We start from the raw sequence: 17,674 nt of genomic DNA, 5'->3' as shown, positions 1-17,674 counted from the left end.
GCGCGTGTGTATACAGAAGGAGCACATCATGACCGACGCACGGTCCCGGGCCCTCGAGTTGCTCGGTCGGATGACCATGCATGAGAAGGTCGCCCAGCTGACATCGCTCATACCGACGGTGCTCTTCGACGCGAAGGGCATCCGCCCGGAGGTCGCCGCGGCCAAGCTTGCGAACGGCATCGGCTACATCGAACCGCACATGGGCGGGTTCCCGGTGAACGCGGCTGAACTTGCCCGGCTGAACAACGCGGTGCAGCGCCATCTCGTGCAGGAGACCCGTCTGGGCATTCCGGCGATCATGCATATCGAGGCGCTCAACGGCGTGAACGCGCCCACCTTCACCTCGTTTCCCACCGCTATCGCTCTCGCCGCCACCTGGGACGCGGCCGGAGTCGGCGAGATGGCCGCCCTGACCCGCCGGCAAATGCGATCCGTGGGCCTGCACCACGCCCTGTCCCCGCTGCTCGACGTCGCCCGCGACGCGCGATGGGGCCGCGTACACGAGACCTACGGCGAGGATCCGTACCTGGTCAGTGCGCTCGGCGTGTCCTTCGTGCGCCACCTGCAGGGCGAGTCGTTCCAGGACGGCGTCATCGCCACCGGCAAGCACTTCCTCGGGTACGCCATGAGCGAGGCCGGTCTCAACATGGCGACCGTGCCGGTGGGAGCGCGCGAACTGCGGGAGGTGTACGCGCGGCCCTTCGCCGCCGCGATCCAGCTCGCCGGTCTCGGATCGATGATGAACTCGCTCGCCGACTGGGACGGAGTGCCCGCGGCCGCCGACCCTCGCGTCTTCCGCGAGATGCTGCGCGACGAGCTCGGCTTCGACGGCACCGTGGTGTCGGACTGGTCCTCGATCGAAAACCTCGTGACGCATCATCGCGCCGCGCGCGACGCACGCGAAGCCGGCGTACTGGGTCTACGGGCCGGCATCGACGTGGAGCTGCCCGAGCCGTTCGGCTACGGCGACAGCCTCGTCGAGGCCGTCCGCGCCGGCGAGATCCCCGAAACGACCGTCGACGAGTCGGTGGTGCGCGTACTGACGCACAAGTTCCAGCTGGGCCTGTTCGAGAACCCGTACGTGGAGAGCGACCCGGTCGAGATCATGTCCGTGGCTCAGGAAGGACGTGACCTCTCCCTGCGACTCGCGCGCGAGTCGGTCACCCTGCTCAAGAACGCCGGCGGAGTGCTTCCGCTGAGCGGCTCTCCCCGTATCGCCCTCATCGGGCCGCACGCCGACCGGATCGGCGCGGCCTTCGCGCCGTACACCTTCCCCTCCTTCATCGCGCTCACCCGTGCAATGCAGAACGGCGCGACGAGCTCCATGGTCGGTGTCGACGACATGGACTCCTTCGGCCCCGACGACGCCTACGTGCACCAGGAGATCGGCGACCTTCTCGCGATGGACGAGGACGAGTTCGCCCAGACGCAATACGGAGCGGTCTCCCTCGCAGATGCGCTGCGCGCCGCGCTCCCTGATGCGGACATAGTCGTTGCCGCAGGATGCGGCATCACCGATGGCGCCGAGAGGATCGAGGCCGCCGTCGAGGCCGCGCGTGAAGCCGACGTCGTGGTCCTGGCACTCGGCGGCCTGGCTCGGTGGTTCTTCAGCGAACGGACGGAGGGCGAAGGCGCGGACACAGCCGATGTGGGGCTGCCGGACGTGCAGCGCCGGCTCGTACGCGAGGTCGCCGCGCTCGGCCGGGCGACCGTCGGCGTGATCTTCTCCGGCCGTCCCGTCGCCCTCGGTGACGTCGAGCCGCAACTCGACGCGATCCTCCTCGGATACCACGGCTCGCAGTTCGGCACACGCGCCGTCGCGGACATCCTGACCGGCGCAGCCGAGCCGCAAGGACGACTGCCCTACACGATCCCCCGCTCCAGCGGACAGGTTCCCATCCACGCCGCCCAGCGGTTCGGCAGCGGATACCGTCGCCGCGAAGGCGACCCGCACGGCGGATACGTGGACGAGACGGCGGCACCGCTCTACCCGTTCGGCCACGGCCTCACGTACACACACTTCGCCTACTCCGACCTCAAGCTCAGCAGCACAGCGATCACGCCCGACGGCACCGTCGACGTCACCGTCACCGTCGAGAACAGCGGCGACCGCCCGGGTGTGGAGCTCGTCCAGCTCTACGTCGAAGACGACGCCCCCGGCATCGCGCGACCGGCACTCCAACTCACAGGGTTCCATCAGCTCGAACTGCAGCCAGGCGAGGAGGCAACGGTGACGTTCGCACTGGAGCTTCCTCTCCTGGCCTACCTGTCCCTGGACGACAGGTGGGTCGTGGACTCCGGACCAATGTGGATCTCTGTCGGCTCGTCGTCGAGCGACCTCCCCCTGCGGAGCCGCTTGGACGTCGTCGGTGACACCGCCGACGTCACCGAACGGAGGGTCTACCTGACCCGCTCCACCAAGGCCTCACGCCGCACGACCGGGACGTGACGCGCAGGGCCGTCGCCCGAAGCACCGCCGCATAGCCGGCCTACAGCAGCCCGTGGGGAGCGGCCCTGACACCGTTCCCCACGGGCCCTTGCGCACAGCGTGCGGGGCTGCGGCCAACCATCATCAAGGACAGTTGATGAGGCGCCAGACAGGGTCCCCGGGCCTGCCCACGACAGAGGATCTGACAGACGTCACGAGGTCTCCGTCCGCCTTTCGGGCGCGGCGCGCAGCAGGTCTCGGCCGCGTGTCTCGGACCGGCCGATGTCGGTCGGCCACTGAGGCGCAGTCCGCTTGGGCCGGTCGGCCAGAACACAACAAGTCAGGGCGACCGATCAACCTCGGTGGCGCACTGCTCGTAAAGCTCGGCCCAGGACTGGCTACTGTCGGGCTCCAGCACCGGCCGCTGTCGTCGCTGCTCGGGCACTGGCTGGTGCGGGTCTGCTGCTCGGGTGCGACTTGTCCTGCGGATCAGCCGAAGAGGCCACAACCTGGGGCTGATGCGAGAGCCGCTTTCATAAGCCCCAGGTATGCCGTTGCATCAGCTCCAGGGATGACGCCCCTGGTGAGACCCTTGGGAAACCGGGCCTGGCGTGGGCGCTGCCGTCCCCTCACCGCCCAGACGACCTCGTGCCAACACAACCCACCCGATCGCTGTATCGGCCATACGGCCGAGGCACAGCCAAGCCCAGCGATGCGATCCTCGTCCACGAGGCGAGCGAAGCGTGGTCCGCACGGCCCGCTGTCCTGTATCTCCTGCGCCACCGGCAGCCGGTCGGCACCCAGTGGTGTGGGCCTACCTAGCTGTTGTCGACACTGGCGGCCGCCCAACACCCCCCGCGGCCACTGTCTCACGTCGGCAAATCCCTGCTCCTCCCTCGCCCGCTACGGCCGAACACTCCTCACAGCCCGCTCGACTGACCCACAAGGGACCGATACTTGATCATCTTTGCTCCCGCGGGTGTCTTCTTCCTGGTGTTCGCCTGCAGCTTCCTGTACGACCGACGACTCGTACGCAACGGCGTCTACCTGTTCTTCTCACTCCTCTTCCTGGCCTTGGGGCTGCTGTACAAGCTGGCGTCAGTATCCGAGACCGCGACCCTGATATTGGTGTGGTCTCTCCACTTCCTCCTCGTCCTGCTGCCTTTCGTGCTCGCGGTCTTCCTGATCACGAACGGAATAACGATGCTCCGCCATGAGGGCAGGAGCCTGGCCAATCTGCTGTCGCTAGCGGCCGGCTTCGGCATCCTCATGTTTGTCATGCTGAAGGCGCTGGCCGACCGCACCCGATGGACGCTGCTGGACACCCCGATGGATGCGGTGGAGTTCGTCTTCGGTTACGTGTCACTGCTCTTCGTGTGCTTTCTGCTCTACTCGTTCGTCTACGGCAGGATCCGGCACCGCCGCGCTGTCGATTTCATCGTGGTTCTCGGCTCCGGGTTGATCGGAGGCTCGCGGGTCCCACCACTGCTCGCCAGCCGACTGGACCGGGGACGCGTCGCATTTGACGCCGAACGGGCCAAGAGTCCGGAGACGATGCTTCTGATGTCCGGTGGCCAGGGGCCGGACGAGGACCTTCCCGAAGCGCGTGCGATGGCCGACTACCTCATCGCGGCCGGCGTCCCGGCCGACCGGATCCTCATTGAGGACAAGTCCCGCACCACCCAGGAGAACCTGCGATACAGCAAAGCGCTGATGCAGGACCGCAAGTCCGACTACCGGGCCCTGGTGGTGACCAACAACTTCCATGTCATGCGTGCCGCGCAGATCGCGCGGAAGGAGAAAGTCACGGCACAGGTCATCGGCTCGCCGACGGCCCCCTACTTCTGGCCGAGCGCGACGATCCGCGAATTCGTGGCCATCTTCCTGTCCCACCGGTTCCTGAATTTCTGCATCTGCGCGCTACTGGCCGTCATCGGCTTGCTGGGCCCTTACTGATCCCACTTCTTTTGTGTGCCGTCGCTGGCATAAGGCCGCGACGCTGAGAGGAATCCGCTCGTGAGTACAAGGGTGGAGCCGGCCGTCTGGGCCGCCCTGTTGATGTCCGTGGCCGCGTTCGTACTGTTCGTGCCCTATATCGCCGTACGGTACCGGCGACGCGGCGAACTGGGCCTGGGCAACATGGCATTGGCGTTCGCCGGGCCTCTCTACGGCCTTGCTCTGTTCTTTTACGTGTTCGCCCCCTTCCCGCCCGTGGGGTCCGATTTCTGTGACGCCATCGGCGTTCGCCGACCGCAGATGATTCCCTTCAATTTCCTGCACGACATGGGGAAGTCGGCCACCGGCAGCGGCCCTATGGCCATGCTGCACAACCCAGCCCTGACGCAAGTGCTGCTGAACGTGGCGCTCTTCATACCGTTGGGCATGTTCGTCCGGTACATGTTCAGGCGCAGAGTGCCCGTCACCGCGGCCATCGGCCTGGGTGTGTCCCTGCTGATCGAGACGACACAACTGACCGGAGACTGGTTCATCTACCCGTGCCCGTACCGGCTGTTCGACGTGGATGACCTGATCGCGAACGGTCTGGGAGGTCTGATCGGCGCGCTGGCCGCCCCGTTGCTCAGTGCCGTGCCCGGTCAGCGGATGCACGCCGAACCGGGAGCACCGCGCACGATCACCTGGCGCAGGCGGCTGCTGGCCTCCGTGTGCGACCTGATGAGCTTCGGGTTCCTCTATCTGCAGACGGTCGCCGCCTGCGCGGCGATGGCGTGGGTATGGCACGGGGGCCTGTCCGCCGGGGGTACTTCTGCGTACTCGCATTTCCTCTTCGACGGGACCGTCGAACGTGTCGGATTCTGGGTGCCGTGGCTGATGCTCACAGTCGGAATCCCTCTGGCTGGCAGCGGGGCCAGTCTCGGGCAGCGCATCGTCAAGTTGCAGGCAGCCACCGCTGACGGCCGCCGGCCGGGCATGAAGGCGAGACTGGTACGCGGCCTGACGGGCGTCGGCGGTTTCCTGCTCCTCAACCACTTCGACTCGTTGACCGGTCCTGTCATCGTCCTGGCTGTGGTCTCGCTCATCGCGCTGTTCAAAACCTCTCAGCACCGCGGCTTCTCCTACCTCTGCGCGAGACTGACGATGACGGATTCCCGCAGGCCGAGCGGGCAAGCGGCATCGACCGACCTGGTGCATTGACTCGACCTTCCGAGTGAGGTACGTCGTCCAATGGCATCAATCGCTCGCGGCCTGCGCGCCTTGTCGGCGACCCGCCTGGCAGGCATCCACGCGAGGAGTCGAGTGCCACCCTGCCGGGATTCCCTCTGCTCACGGGCCTACATCTTCAGACGTATTCAACGCTCGCTGCTCGGCGACCGCCCGGCCTTCGACGAGCTGACCTTGTGCGGTACCGCGCGGTGCAAGCAACACCGCTTGCAAGGAGCACCACAGTTGCCCAAGCTAGGTCGCCGCGCGCGGCACCCTCTGGACATCGATGGAGGGGGAGGTGGTTAGCCGTCGGCTCCCGGCCCTCCCAGACGCCGTCCTGGTAGACGGCCATGTGATCGTGGAGGCTGACGGAGAGGCAGAGGGCCGCGTTGAGGGTGTGGTCCGGGTGGTGGCTGAAGATCGCGTCGGTGATTTACAAGGGCTCGACGCCGCACTCTATGAGGGGGTCGAGGATGAGCCTTCGGTTGGAGACCATGTCGGCCCAACGACGGCCATGGTGTCGCCCTCGCCGCGGCCGCCCCGCTCACGGTGATGGCCGGCGTTCCAACCATGCCGTTACCAGGTTGCAGGGACCGCTGACGATGGGGTCCCTGCATGTGTCGTCGGCCTAGCTGGCCGGCCGAGGCGCGGCTGACCAGTCCTTTTACAGTTATCGATGTGAACCTCCTGCTGGCGACAGACGCCCTCAACACGACGCGGACCCGACGGTTGGGCTGCCTGCGTGGGGTGGGCATCACCGCGCTGGTCCTGCTGGCCGTCGCGGACATGCTCATCGCCGTCGCCAACGGCACCCTCTGGCCGGTGCTCCTGCTCCTGTCGCTCGGCCTCGCGGCCGTCCTCTGGCCCTCCGCCCTACGGCCCGCGTGGCTCACTCCCAAACTGCGGGCCGCCGTACCAGCGGGCGCTTCCCTGGTCTTGACCGTCGTGGCCACGCTGACCGAGCACATGCGGACACTCGGCCCCGGTGAGGTGGCGGTGCTGCTCTGCCTGTTGTTGATCGGCGTCCGTACCTGCCCACCACGGTGGGCGTTACTGTGCGCCGTCCTCGCAGGCGGGGCGATCGTCGCGGCGCCGCTGCGCTTCCACGATGCCATCGCCAAGGAAGACGCGCTGCTGTTCATGCTGCCGTTGGCCCTGATGACCGGGATCACCGCCGGCGTTGGCGGATATCTGCGCACCCTGGACCTCAGGCGCGGCGTCGCGGTCGCAGAAACCCGCCGCTCAGAACGCCTCGCCATGGCGGCCGACCTGCACGACTTCGTCGCCCACCACGTCACCGGCATCCTGGTCCAGACACAGATGGCCCGCATGATGGCCACCACCGAACACGACCGCCTGGACCCCGTCCTGGCCGGTATCGAGCATGCCGCGGCGGAAGCGCTCAACTCCATGCGGCTGACCGTCGGCATTCTGCGCGAAGGACCACAGGGGACGCCCCGCCTGGACGCGGACGCGAACCGCCCGATGGACGACCTGACAGCCCTCGCGGACCTGGTCGACCGATTCGGCGGTCCAACCGGTCCGACGGTGGAACTGCGCCGCGACAACTCGGTGCCCCGCGACCTCCCCCATCCCGTGCAGGCTGCCGCCTACCGCGTCGTCCAGGAAGCCCTCACGAACGTACGCCGCCACGCCGCCGACGCGACCGAAGTCGCCGTCGCCCTTGCTCTTCGCGACGGCAACCTGCACGTGACGGTTCGCGACGACGGCCGCGGAGGCACGCCGATGCCGTACGCCGCCCGCGGTGGAGGCTTCGGCATCGTCGGCCTCACCGAACGCGTCACCGCCCTCGGCGGCACACTGCACAGCGGCCCGCGCAAGGATCACGGCTGGGAAGTCCTGGCACTCCTCCCCGCCAGGGGACGCACGGAGTGATCCGAGGGCATGCCTTAGGAGCATCGACCGGGGCCTGCCGCACCGTTCGTCGAGACGCCGGACCACTCCCCCGCTGGACCGCAACCTCAGGCACCGGGCTCCCTCGACGACGGGACAGACTCCCGTATGGCCCGGCGGGAGAGCGCCCGCCGGGCCATACGCCCGTACATCGAGGAAGGTCACGGCCGCTCGGACCAAAGCCGGTGTCTGTGTACATGCCGAAACGGCCTTCCCCGGGCAACCGCCCTCGCCGGCTTAGTTCGCCGACCCGCGCGGGACCGCAAGCACGGTATGCCTGCGGTCCCGAGGCGCCCCGCTCCGCCTATTCGGTCTTGATGGCGGTGAGCAGGTTCAGCCTTGCCGCGCTGCGGTCGGGCCACATGGCGGCCAGCAGGCCGACCAGCGCCGCCAGTAGCAGGAAGAGCCCGAATCGGCCCCACGGCAGCACCAGCGCGTATGCGGGGATGTCCGTCTTCATGCTCTCGCCGACGGCCCAGCCCAGAAAGGCACCGAGCCCGAGTCCGATCACCGCGCCGAAGAGGGAGATGACCACGGCCTCCAGCTGGATCATCCGTGTCACGCCCTGCCGGTCGAGCCCGACGGCTCGCAGCATTCCCACCTCCCGCTGCCGCTCAAAGACGGACATCGCGAGAGTGTTCACAACCCCCAGCACTGCGATGACCAAGGAGATCGCGAGCAGCCCGTACATGACGTTCAGCAGGGTGTCGAGGTACCCACTGAACTCGTCGCGGATGTCCTGCCGGTCGCCGATCTTGACCCCCGGGTCGCCGGCGAGGACGGCGGCGAGTGTGTCCTTGTTCGTGCTGCCATCCGCCTTGACGTAGATCTTTGTGATGGACGTCTTGTCCGCGTGCAGTCCGGTCACGTCCGTGGAAGCGACGACCGGCATGACGATGGTGTTGCTCTCGAAGACGGCCCCGACGGTCAGTTTGCCGCGCTTGGAGTCTTCGTACTCCACGGGCAGGGTGTCCCCCGCCTTCCAGCCGTGGGATCGCGCGACGTCATCGGCGACGGCGATCTGCCCCTTCGCGAGCGTGTCCAGCGAGCCGGAGACAACCGGGAGGTGGAGAGCCTTGTTGAAGTCCGCGGGAGTGACGCTGGTGACATCCTGCTGGCTCTGGTCGATCTGCATCCATGCCTGTTGCTCCTGCGACACGGCCCTGACGCCTGGGGTCTTCCGCAAGGCGGCGACCGCCGAGTCGTCCAAGCCCGCGCCGCTGTCCGTGACCATGTAGTCGGCCTTGACGACGTCCGTGGTCACCTTGTCCACAGCCTGACCAAGCGTGGCAGCGAGCACCGTCAGAGCGCTGACCAGCGTGAGCCCGATGGCCAGCGCCGATGCGGTGGCACCGGTACGGCGCGGGCTGCGTACCGCGTTCCGGCCCGCGAGCTTGCCGGAGACCCCGAAGCCGCCCTGCAGCAACGGCTGTACGACCGCGATCACGGGCCGGGACAGCAACGGGATCAGCACGAGGACACCCATCACCGCGAGGAACGCACCGGCCCCGACGATCACCGCGCCCTCGGAGTCACCGACCCCGGCGCCCGCGACGACGACCGTTCCGCCGAGCAGCGCGATGATGGCGCCAAGCACGTTCCGTAGCACCAGGGACCTGGTGGTGGCCGGCAGGTGCGCGCTGCCGATCGCCGCGACCGGCGGGATCTTCGCGGCGCGACGCGCGGGCAGCCAGGCGGCCACCATGGTGACCAGAACACCGACGACGACCGCGACCAAGAAGGTCGTCGACGTGATGATCAGCGCCCCGTCCGGGTTCTTCGCTCCGAAGACACCGACCGTGGAACGTGCTATGGCAGCGATGGCGGCGCCGAGCCCGAGCCCGGCGGCGGAGGCGACCGTGCCGACCACCATCGCCTCGATCAGTACGGACCGGGTGACCTGCCGACGGGAGGCGCCGACCGCGCGCAGCAGAGCAAGCTCGCGGGTGCGCTGGGCGGCCAGCATGGTGAAGGTGTTGGCGATCAGGAAGACACTGACGAAGAGCGCGACGCCGGCGAACGCGAGCAGGATCGCGCTGAGCGTCGACGCGTCACCTGCACCCCCCTTGGCCCTCTCCTCGGCGAGTTGCCGACCCGTCTTGACCTCCGCGTCGTCCGGAAGCAGCTTCCTGACGGAGGCGGCAAGCTCGGCGCTCGACGTGCCCGTGGCCGCGGTGACGGTGACGTACTCATAGAAGCCGGGCTGGAGGAAGAGCCGCTGAGCGACCGGCGTGTCGAAGAGCACCAGGCTGTCGCCCAGGGCCACCCAGGTGTCCTCGGTGGTGAAGATGCCGGAGAGCCTGTACGTCTTCGCCGGACCCTTGAGAGCGACGCGCACGGCGTCGCCGACATCGTAGCCGCCCTTCTCCGCGGTGTTCTTGTCGAGCGCGACCTGGCCGGGCTCGGCGGGTCCGCTGCCCTTGGCGAACACGTAAAGGGGGTCCTTGCCGTCCATCACCGGCGCGAAGTTGGCGCCCATGCCGGACGAGCCACTGCCGATGAGCCCGCCGTCCTTGTCTGCGACGCCGGCGATCCCGTTGACCCGCCCGGCAGCTGCAGCGACCCCATCAATTCGGGCGATCTCACCCAGCGCCTTCGCACTGATGCCGGGGACCTTGCCGGAGGGGTCGTAGGACCTGGCCTCGACGTCCACGTGGGCGTAACTCTTGGCCGTCTGCTCGCGGTAACCGTCGCTGAGGGTGTCGTTGAAGATCAGGGTGCCGGAGACGAATGCGACGCCGAGCATGACGGCGAGCACGGTCATCAGCAGTCTGGCCTTGTGCGCGAGGACATTGCGCAGGGCTGTGCGGAACATGATGGTGTGATCCTGGTGGGGTGAGGGGGGACGGAGCCGATCAGGGGCGGGTGTCGGTTCGACTCGGTTCGGCCGAGCCCGACTCAGCTCGTACGGAACTTGGGGGTGTCGAAGGACTTCATGAGTTCGAGGACCCCGTCCGCAGTGGGCTCGTACATCTCGTCGACGATCCGCCCGTCCGCGAGGAAGACGACCCGGTCCGCATAGGAGGCGGCGACCGGGTCATGGGTCACCATGACGACGGTCTGGCCCAGCTCCCGTACGGATGACCGCAGGAACCCCAGGACCTCCGCACCCGCACGCGAGTCCAGGTTCCCGGTCGGCTCGTCCCCGAAGACGATGTCCGGCCTGGACGCGAGCGCCCGGGCGACGGCCACACGCTGTTGCTGGCCGCCCGAGAGCTGGGCGGGGCGGTGAGTGAGCCGGCCCGACAGGCCGACCATCTGGATGACGCTGTCCAGCCACTCCTTGTCCGGGGTCCGGCCCGCGATGTCCATCGGGAGCGTGATGTTCTCGAGCGCGGTGAGGGTCGGCAGCAGATTGAACGCCTGGAAGATGAAACCGACCTTGTCCCGGCGGAGTTTGGTGAGCTGCCTGTCCGTCAGGGCTCCCAGCTCGGTGTCGCCGACGCGGACGGAGCCGGAGGAGAAGCTGTCCAGCCCGGCCACGCAGTGCATCAGCGTGGACTTGCCTGATCCGGAGGGCCCCATGATCGCGGTGAACTGGGACTGCCCGAAGCCGACACTGACCCGGTCGAGGGCGATCACCTGGGTATCGCCCTGCCCGTAGACCTTGGACAGGTCGGTGGCGCGGGCGGCCAGGGTGGGAGTGCGGGAAGCGGGCGGCAAGGTGGTCACGAGGTCGTGCTCCGATCGAGGCGCGGACAGCCCGGTGCGCGCGTACGGCGCGCACCGGGCTGGGGAGTCCTTCAATCGTCCGGTCCGCACCTCTCCCTCCGGATCAGCCGAACTACTGACCACCTCAAGCTGATGGCGGAACGGGCCTGGTCATCCTCAGGTATGGCGCTGCGTCAGCTCCGAGGATGACTCACAGGAGAAGCCGCCTGAAGGTGGAGGACCAAGAGCCTCAAACCGTCAAACTCGTCCCGTCGCCGTCTCAGCCATTCGGCCGATGCAGAGCCAAGCCAGAACGATCCGTCGGCCCGCGCGATCAGCAGCGTCACCGAACGGACCCCACCCCGCCTCGGCAGGGCATAGATACCTTTTCTGTTGGCGTGATTTTGCGGCGGTCTGATGGATCAACGAGCTTCTTCAGCGTTGCTGCTCCAGGGTGAGGACGGCAGCTAGCTAGAGGCCGCCGCCCTGGTAGGCGAGGTCTGCCAGGATGGGGATGCCCTGGCGCTCGCAGATGCGGATGATCCATCGGGTGTCGGCAGAGCTCAGGTCGTGAGTGTGGTCGGCCAGTGCGGGTGAGATCCACAGCAGCCAGCCGCCCGGATCGGTGACCACCTGCACGTTCACGCAGTGCTGGCGGTGCTTGTGGGAATAGTCGGCCCGTCCGTCGCCGCCCCGGTCGCACTTGGCGACGGTGCCGTCCAGCAGGACGAAGTCCGCCTCGGTCTCGCGCAGCCCCTTCAGCAGACCCGGCGAACGTTCGGCGAGCAGGTGGATGACCGTGCTCGTGTAGGCATGGGCGGTGGACTTGCTGATCCCGAACCTGGCAGCGATCTTCGCCAGGATGGTGTGTTCGCGCAGGCGCAGTCGCACCGGTGCGGCGTGCCTGTGCCGCGTAGCGCGTGTCGGTGCTCTCGATTATGCGGTGGGCGGCTGCGGCTACGGGTGGTGCTGGGGAGCGGCTGGCTGTTCATGGCCTGGAGGCTTCACTCGCCCTGGTGGGCCGCGCCGGCCGCCTGGCCGGCGGCTGGCAGCAGCGCGCGGACGGACTTGCCCGGTGTGCTTCCTTGGTCTCTAACGGGGCGGGGTGCCGTCGGGGTGGTCGTGGATCCAGGACAGCCCGCCCAGGTCGAGGCGCTGACGGGTGCGGGTGACGGCCACGTAGGCCAGGCGGGCTTCGGCGTCATCGATGGGGTCAGGTGGTGGTGTGTTGTCTGCCTGGTCGCTGGCGTTGTTGTCGTGGGCGCGCGCGAAGTCGTCCGCGATGAGCACGCGGGGCCATTCGCGCCCTTTGGCCTTGTGGGCGGTTGAGACGGTGACCTGGGCGTGCGGTTCGGGGGTGAGGTGGGCGACTGCTGTGAGGATGGCGTCGGTGCCGTGGGTGTCGACGAGGTGGACGAGCGGCTGCACGTCGCGGCCGGCCGGATCGTGTGCGGCGTAGTCCTGCAAGTCTCCCCAGCAGGGGAAGAGGATCAGTTCGGGGTGATGGGTGCGGCGGCCTTCTTTCAGGTCGCGGGCCGCGAGAGCCAGGGCCTGGAGGCTGTCTCCTCCCCCTGCCAGGGCGACCCGTTTGCCCGCCGCCATGAGGGTCATGACCTGGGCCATGGCGCCGACGTTGGTGCGGCACAGCACGGCGTCCGGCTGGGTGACGGGGCCGAGTTCGGTGGGCACGGTGGGGGTGCCGGTGAGGCGGATGGGGGCGTCGGCGAGGCGCAGCCAGCGGTTTGCCTCCGCGGCAAGGTCGGGGCCGAAGCGGAAGGACTGGGACAGGGCCAGCTGGGTGCCGTCGAAGCCGGTCATGACGTCTTTGGCGCCCCGCCACTGGTAGATGGCCTGGGCGGAGTCGCCGACCATGACCAGCTGGGTGTGGTCGCGCTGGGCGAGGAAGATCTGTTCGACGACGGGGTTGGTGTCCTGTGCCTCGTCCAGGAGCAGGAAGTGGGCGTCGATGCGGGGCCGGGTGAGTGCCCACATTTTCAGGTAGTGGTCGTGGTCGAATCGGACCGAACCGTCGTCGGGGTGCTGCAGGTCGGCCCAGGCTTTTTGAGCGAACGGCACGATGTGGCTGACGAGTTCGGCGTGGAGGTCTGTGTCTTCCAGGCCACGTAGACGGGGCACGTGGTGGCGGGTGATGGCCTCGTCCGCAGTGTGGCAGAAGCGGGTGACGGTGCGCAGGGTGGCATTGGCGAGGGCTTTCTGTGTCACGTCGCGTTCGCCGATGCGGATGTTCTTGGTGAGGCCGAGTGCTTGGCCGGTCTGCCACGCCGGGCGGCGGGGAGCGTTCAGGCGGCGGCTGTATTGGTGGCCGACGGCGGCGTAGGCGAGGGCGTGGGCGGTCTTGCACTGGACGGTGGCAGGGAAGCGTGCGCGTGCGTCCTGGGCGATGGCCCGGTTGTAGGCGAAGTAGCGGCCGCGGCGGGTGGTGCTGTGGGCGAGCAGGGCCAGGGTGGTGGTCTTGCCGGTGCCGGCGCCCGCCTGCAGGGCGAGGTGGTCCCCGGCATGGAAGGCGTCGGCGGCTGCGGTTTGTTCGTCGGTGGGTTTCATGGGGCGGGGCTTTCGGGGAGTCGGGTGAGCGCCTGGCCGACGGCGGACAGCAAGTAGGCGGGGTTGGTGTGGGCGAGGAGCCGGCGTACGGCGCGGTCGAGGCGGTCGGTCTCCTGGTCGGCGTGTTGGGCCAGGTCGCGGCGGACGGCCAGTTCCAGGAAGCGCTCGGGTGTCTGGGCTGCGTGTTGGGCCTGGGTCTTGAGGGCGGCGTGGACGGCCGGGGGGAAGGCCACGTTGAGCAGCACGGTGTGGTCGGTGTCCGGGTAGTGCGTGGTGATCACGTCGATGGGCAGCCGTGCCTCGAGGCGGTGGCGCAACCGGTGCAGGGCCCGGCTGGGGGTCTTGGCGGGCATGAGGGCCATGAGGCGGGTGGCGTCGTGGTTGGCCGCGAGCGGGAGGACGCGGGCGGCGCGGTGCAGGGCTGTCGGGGAGAGGGGGCGGGTGAGGGTGATCTCCAGGGCGTGGTGCGGCATGGTCATCCCTGCCGGCGCCGGCTGGCCGTGGGGTGGGGCAGGCGGGCGTGGATGTGGGCGGTGTGCCGGAGCGGGTCGAAGATCTGCCAGGTGGTCACGGTGAGGTCGGCGGCTGCGGTGAGGGCGGCATGGGCGGGGCAGTGTTGGGTGCGCCAGCGTCGCTGTTCGGTGTGGGGCAGGGAGCCGAGGTCGTAGACGGCCATCAGGGTGGCGGTAAGGGGCAGTTGGCGACGGTGCGGGCCGGTGGGCAGCAGTCTCCAGGTTCCGGCCGGGCTGGCGGGGTTCAGGACGGGCTGGGGGCATCGCTGCCGGTGGCGGGTCTGGGCCACGCAGCGGATGTGCTGGAGTGGGCCGTCGGCGAGGTAGCGGCCCAGCAGCATGTTCACGACCGGCCGGGGGGTGGGGTGGTCGGTGGCGGCGGGCAGGGTGTCGGGGGCCAGTGTGGTGGGGGTGAGGTGGCCGGTGTCGATCAGGCGACGGGTGCGGACGGCGAGGTGGCGGCGCAGCGCGTCGAGGTGTGGGCTGGCCTGGCAGTGGGGGGTGCGGGCCGGGCAGAGGGCGGCGTGGGGGATGCGGCACCAGTCGCTGCCGTCGTCGTGGGGGTGGGCGATGCCGCTGCTCAGGTGCCAGCGAGAGGCCGCCAGGACGCTCTGGGTGGTGAGTTCGGCGGGGTGCAGGGCGATGGGCCGCTGGTCGGGCCGCGGGTAGATGTCGATGCGGTGGCCGCATCTGCGACAGATGCCGCTTTGGCCGTGCCGCAGCAGGCGGCTGGGGCTGTGCGGGGCCACATGGAGGGAGCGGCGCGGAGGGATGGTGTGGGGGCTGCCGTCCCAGTGGCGGCTGGTGGGGGTGTGGTTGGGGCACATGGCAGGCACCGTGCCAGGCGGCATTCACCGGCGGGGCCTGTGGTGGCTGTGGTGTCCCCCGGACGGCCCCACCTGCTCGAACAGGTGAACTGACATGCTGTCACGTGTTCTAGCACGGTTCGCCGTTCGGGTGATTTTACGGTGCCCTGGTCGGTGAGGGGTGCGGGGTCAGGCGTCCTGCGTGCCAGGCGGGGTGTGGTTGTCGCAGAGGGCGCCGAGGAGTTCCCCGATGGGGACGTCGAAGGCGTGCGCGAGAGCGTGCCAGGTGGTGATGTTGCCGGCGCCGCGGCCGTGTTCGAGGTCGATGACGGTGCGCCGGGCCAGGCCGGTGCGGGCGGCGAGTTCGTCGAAGGTCCAGCCGCGGTCGTTCCTCAGACGCGCCAGTGTGACGCGCAGGGCGGTGAGGTCGGGCTCGGGCTGCAAGATCGGCACCCGACTATCCGACGGTCCCGTCCCCCGCGATGTCAGTGCGAATTTCTGCACTTTCGGTTTGTGCGAGAGGGTGCCGTTTACGATTTGGGAATCTGCCCGTCCGTGTGTCCGTCCAGGTGCCCTTCGCCGGCACGCACCGACCACGGCGGCAGTGAACGACAGGAGGGCAACCCGCCGATGAGGCTTGCCGGTGGGCACGTCGCGGTGCGGCGTATCTGGACGGTGCAACTGCACTCCCGGACAGGTGCGCCACGTCTTGTCTGTACGCGCTGTACCCAACAAGCGGCGCCTGTGGGGACGGTGTCCGCGCGGTCCGCCGCCCTGTCGCATCTGGCCTGCCATGCCAGCACCGATGTGCTGCCGGGACACCTGCGGATCTGCCAGTGCCGGGAGCGCGGGTGCTCGTGGCATCCGCGTCACCGCGGCTGCGCCGGCCCCGTTCTGCTCGCTCTCACCCGCGACCGCAGCGGCCGCACCTGGCGGCTGGCCGACGCCTGCGCCGCCTGCGCGGCCGCCACCAGCCACACCGCCATCGTGCCGGACACGACCCTCCTCCCCCGCCGGCCGCGGCCTTCCAGCTGCCCGCCGGCCCCCACACCCTCGAGGAGGCCCCCTGCATCCGATGAGCGGCTGCGCGTACGGGAGATGCTCACCTACCTGGCCACCGCACTGCCCAGGTTCTCCTCCCCCGGCGCCCGCCTTCTCGCCCTGCAATGCGCCCTGCGCGCCGACGCCCACGGTCGCCTGCTAGTGCCGCACGGCCTCCTGCGGGCCATGCGGCTGCGCGGGCACACAGAACTGTGGCAGGAGCTGGCCCAGGCCCACTGGCTTCATCTGCCCGACCTCAGATCGGCGCCGGTTCAGGTGCACCTGCGGGATGCCACACTCCTGGACCACGCTCCCGGCCGCCGCACACGCTGCCACGCCGCCCACTGGGCCCTGCACCCCGACCCGATGGCGGCGCCGGCCACCGCACCGCCGGCCGTGCGCCTGACCGCGCTCGTGCTGGCTGCTCACACCCCCGTCCGGGACCGCCACAGCGCCGACTTGGACGTCCTTGCCCGCCTGTGTGGACACTCTCCCCAGCAGACCACAGAACTTCTCGACCGGCTGGTCGCCGGCCGCACCCTGTCGGCCTGGCACCATCAGCGGGACACCGACGAAGTGCACTGGCAGCCGGCATCACATCACCACCCGCCCCTCGGCTCCGCCAGGACCTCTGCGCACTGAGGACTGAGTCTGCTCCGTCCCAGCAGACAACCGAGAACGGTGCAGGTGCCGTGCGTAGTATCACTGCGCAGACTGTGCGGCAGTAACTGCTACTGCACACGTTGGATTCGCAGACGCCGCGCACTCATCTGACCGCGGCGCCCAGAAAGGGTGTGAGCGCCATGTCCGAAACCACCGAACTGACCTCGCAGTACAGCGCGCAGGTGGCCGGCGACCTTGACCGCAACCTCAAGGAGCAAGACCGCCTCGACGGTGAAATCGAAGCGCTGCAGGCGCAGTTGGCCGCCCTGCGGCACGACCACACCGTCCTGGTGAACATCCAGCAGGCCCTCGGCATCCCCGCGACGACCGCCGCCCCTGAACCCGTCGCGACCGTGCCGAAGACCCGCAAGAAGGCAGCAGACGCAGCGGGCACGGCCAAGAAAGCGCCCGCGGCCGGGAAGCGGACCGGCAAGAGGGCCGCGAAGACGGCGGCCGCACCGTCAACATCGTCCACGCTCGTCGACCTCGTGCGCGAACACCTGGCGGGCCAGAGCGAACCCCGATCCGCTGCCGAGATCACCACCGCACTGGGACAGCAACACCCCCAGCGCACCGTCAAGACCACCGTCGTGCGCACCACGCTCGAAGGGCTCGTGGCCAAGAGCCAGGCCCAGCGCACCAAACAGGGTTCCTCCGTCTTCTACACGGCGCCCGACACGGCGCAGTCGGCACCCGCCGCCCAGAGCGAAAGCCAGCCCGAACCGGCCAACCCTTGAGCCGGGCCATCGATGCCACTCCCCTGCCGCCTGGCCCCTTTTATGCCGCAGTCTCCTGCACGGAATGCAAGGGAAGCCGACGAAGCAGCGATGCGCCGGGGGGCCTGCGAGGAGCGGCTCCCTTGTGTGCAGGCCGACATGATGATGCGCGCGAACGAGCCAGCGTCTGTGGCAACTTGGCAAGACCTTCGTGCCGCC

General features: G+C 68.7%; 12 protein-coding genes and 1 pseudogene. 6 read left to right on the top strand and 7 right to left on the bottom strand.

Annotated features, from left to right (window positions below; genetic code table 11):
* The first annotated feature begins 28 nt into the window (after positions 1 to 28).
* From C6376_RS40955 to C6376_RS40940, 4 genes are all read left to right on the top strand, one after another.
* Positions 29 to 2,449, top strand: coding sequence for a glycoside hydrolase family 3 N-terminal domain-containing protein (locus C6376_RS40955; RefSeq protein ID WP_107448268.1), 2,421 nt, complete (start codon positions 29 to 31; stop codon positions 2,447 to 2,449).
* A gap of 972 nt (positions 2,450 to 3,421) precedes the next feature.
* Positions 3,422 to 4,384, top strand: coding sequence for a YdcF family protein (locus tag C6376_RS40950; protein WP_254076280.1), 963 nt, complete (start codon positions 3,422 to 3,424; stop codon positions 4,382 to 4,384).
* Between the two features lie 60 nt (positions 4,385 to 4,444).
* Positions 4,445 to 5,581, top strand: a complete 1,137-nt coding sequence (locus C6376_RS40945) for a VanZ family protein (protein ID WP_254076279.1) — start codon at positions 4,445 to 4,447, stop codon at positions 5,579 to 5,581.
* Between the two features lie 687 nt (positions 5,582 to 6,268).
* Positions 6,269 to 7,486: a sensor histidine kinase gene (locus C6376_RS40940; protein WP_254076278.1), complete on the top strand. Its 1,218-nt coding sequence runs from the start codon at positions 6,269 to 6,271 to the stop codon at positions 7,484 to 7,486.
* Positions 7,487 to 7,808: 322 nt separating this feature from the next.
* Here C6376_RS40940 and C6376_RS40935 read toward each other — a convergent pair whose 3' ends face one another.
* From C6376_RS40935 to C6376_RS40905, 7 genes and pseudogenes are all read right to left on the bottom strand, one after another.
* Complete coding sequence (locus tag C6376_RS40935) at positions 7,809 to 10,319, bottom strand: ABC transporter permease (protein WP_107448262.1); 2,511 nt, start codon at positions 10,317 to 10,319, stop codon at positions 7,809 to 7,811.
* An 83-nt stretch (positions 10,320 to 10,402) separates the two neighbouring features.
* Positions 10,403 to 11,176: an ABC transporter ATP-binding protein gene (locus tag C6376_RS40930; RefSeq protein WP_107448261.1), complete on the bottom strand. Its 774-nt coding sequence runs from the start codon at positions 11,174 to 11,176 to the stop codon at positions 10,403 to 10,405.
* A gap of 456 nt (positions 11,177 to 11,632) precedes the next feature.
* Positions 11,633 to 12,034 (bottom strand): annotated as a pseudogene (locus C6376_RS40925) (transposase family protein); the annotation flags it as partial.
* 213 nt (positions 12,035 to 12,247) lie between these two features.
* Positions 12,248 to 13,717: a UvrD-helicase domain-containing protein gene (locus C6376_RS40920; RefSeq protein WP_107448259.1), complete on the bottom strand. Its 1,470-nt coding sequence runs from the start codon at positions 13,715 to 13,717 to the stop codon at positions 12,248 to 12,250.
* The gene (locus C6376_RS40915) at positions 13,714 to 14,196 is read right to left on the bottom strand and encodes a hypothetical protein (protein WP_107448258.1); all 483 of its coding nucleotides are present in this window, start codon (positions 14,194 to 14,196) and stop codon (positions 13,714 to 13,716) included. Before C6376_RS40915 ends, C6376_RS40920 begins: the two co-directional genes overlap by 4 nt.
* Positions 14,193 to 15,056, bottom strand: a complete 864-nt coding sequence (locus C6376_RS40910; RefSeq protein ID WP_107448256.1) for a DUF6083 domain-containing protein — start codon at positions 15,054 to 15,056, stop codon at positions 14,193 to 14,195. Before C6376_RS40910 ends, C6376_RS40915 begins: the two co-directional genes overlap by 4 nt.
* Before the next feature lie 168 nt (positions 15,057 to 15,224).
* Positions 15,225 to 15,488: a helix-turn-helix transcriptional regulator gene (locus tag C6376_RS40905; RefSeq protein WP_107448255.1), complete on the bottom strand. Its 264-nt coding sequence runs from the start codon at positions 15,486 to 15,488 to the stop codon at positions 15,225 to 15,227.
* A 300-nt stretch (positions 15,489 to 15,788) separates the two neighbouring features.
* Here C6376_RS40905 and C6376_RS40900 point away from each other — a divergent pair, with 300 nt between their 5' ends.
* Both C6376_RS40900 and C6376_RS40895 read left to right on the top strand, forming a co-directional pair.
* A complete protein-coding gene (locus C6376_RS40900) occupies positions 15,789 to 16,718 on the top strand; it encodes a hypothetical protein (protein ID WP_254076277.1) in 930 nt (309 codons plus the stop codon).
* A gap of 161 nt (positions 16,719 to 16,879) precedes the next feature.
* Entirely contained in the window at positions 16,880 to 17,476 is a 597-nt protein-coding gene (locus tag C6376_RS40895; RefSeq protein ID WP_107448253.1) for a hypothetical protein, read from the top strand.
* Positions 17,477 to 17,674 lie beyond the last annotated feature (198 nt).

The sequence above is a fragment of the Streptomyces sp. P3 genome (assembly GCF_003032475.1).
GTDB lineage: Bacteria > Actinomycetota > Actinomycetes > Streptomycetales > Streptomycetaceae > Streptomyces.
The sequence above is the reverse complement of the archived record's forward strand: the minus strand, read 5'-3'. Positions and strand labels throughout refer to the sequence as shown.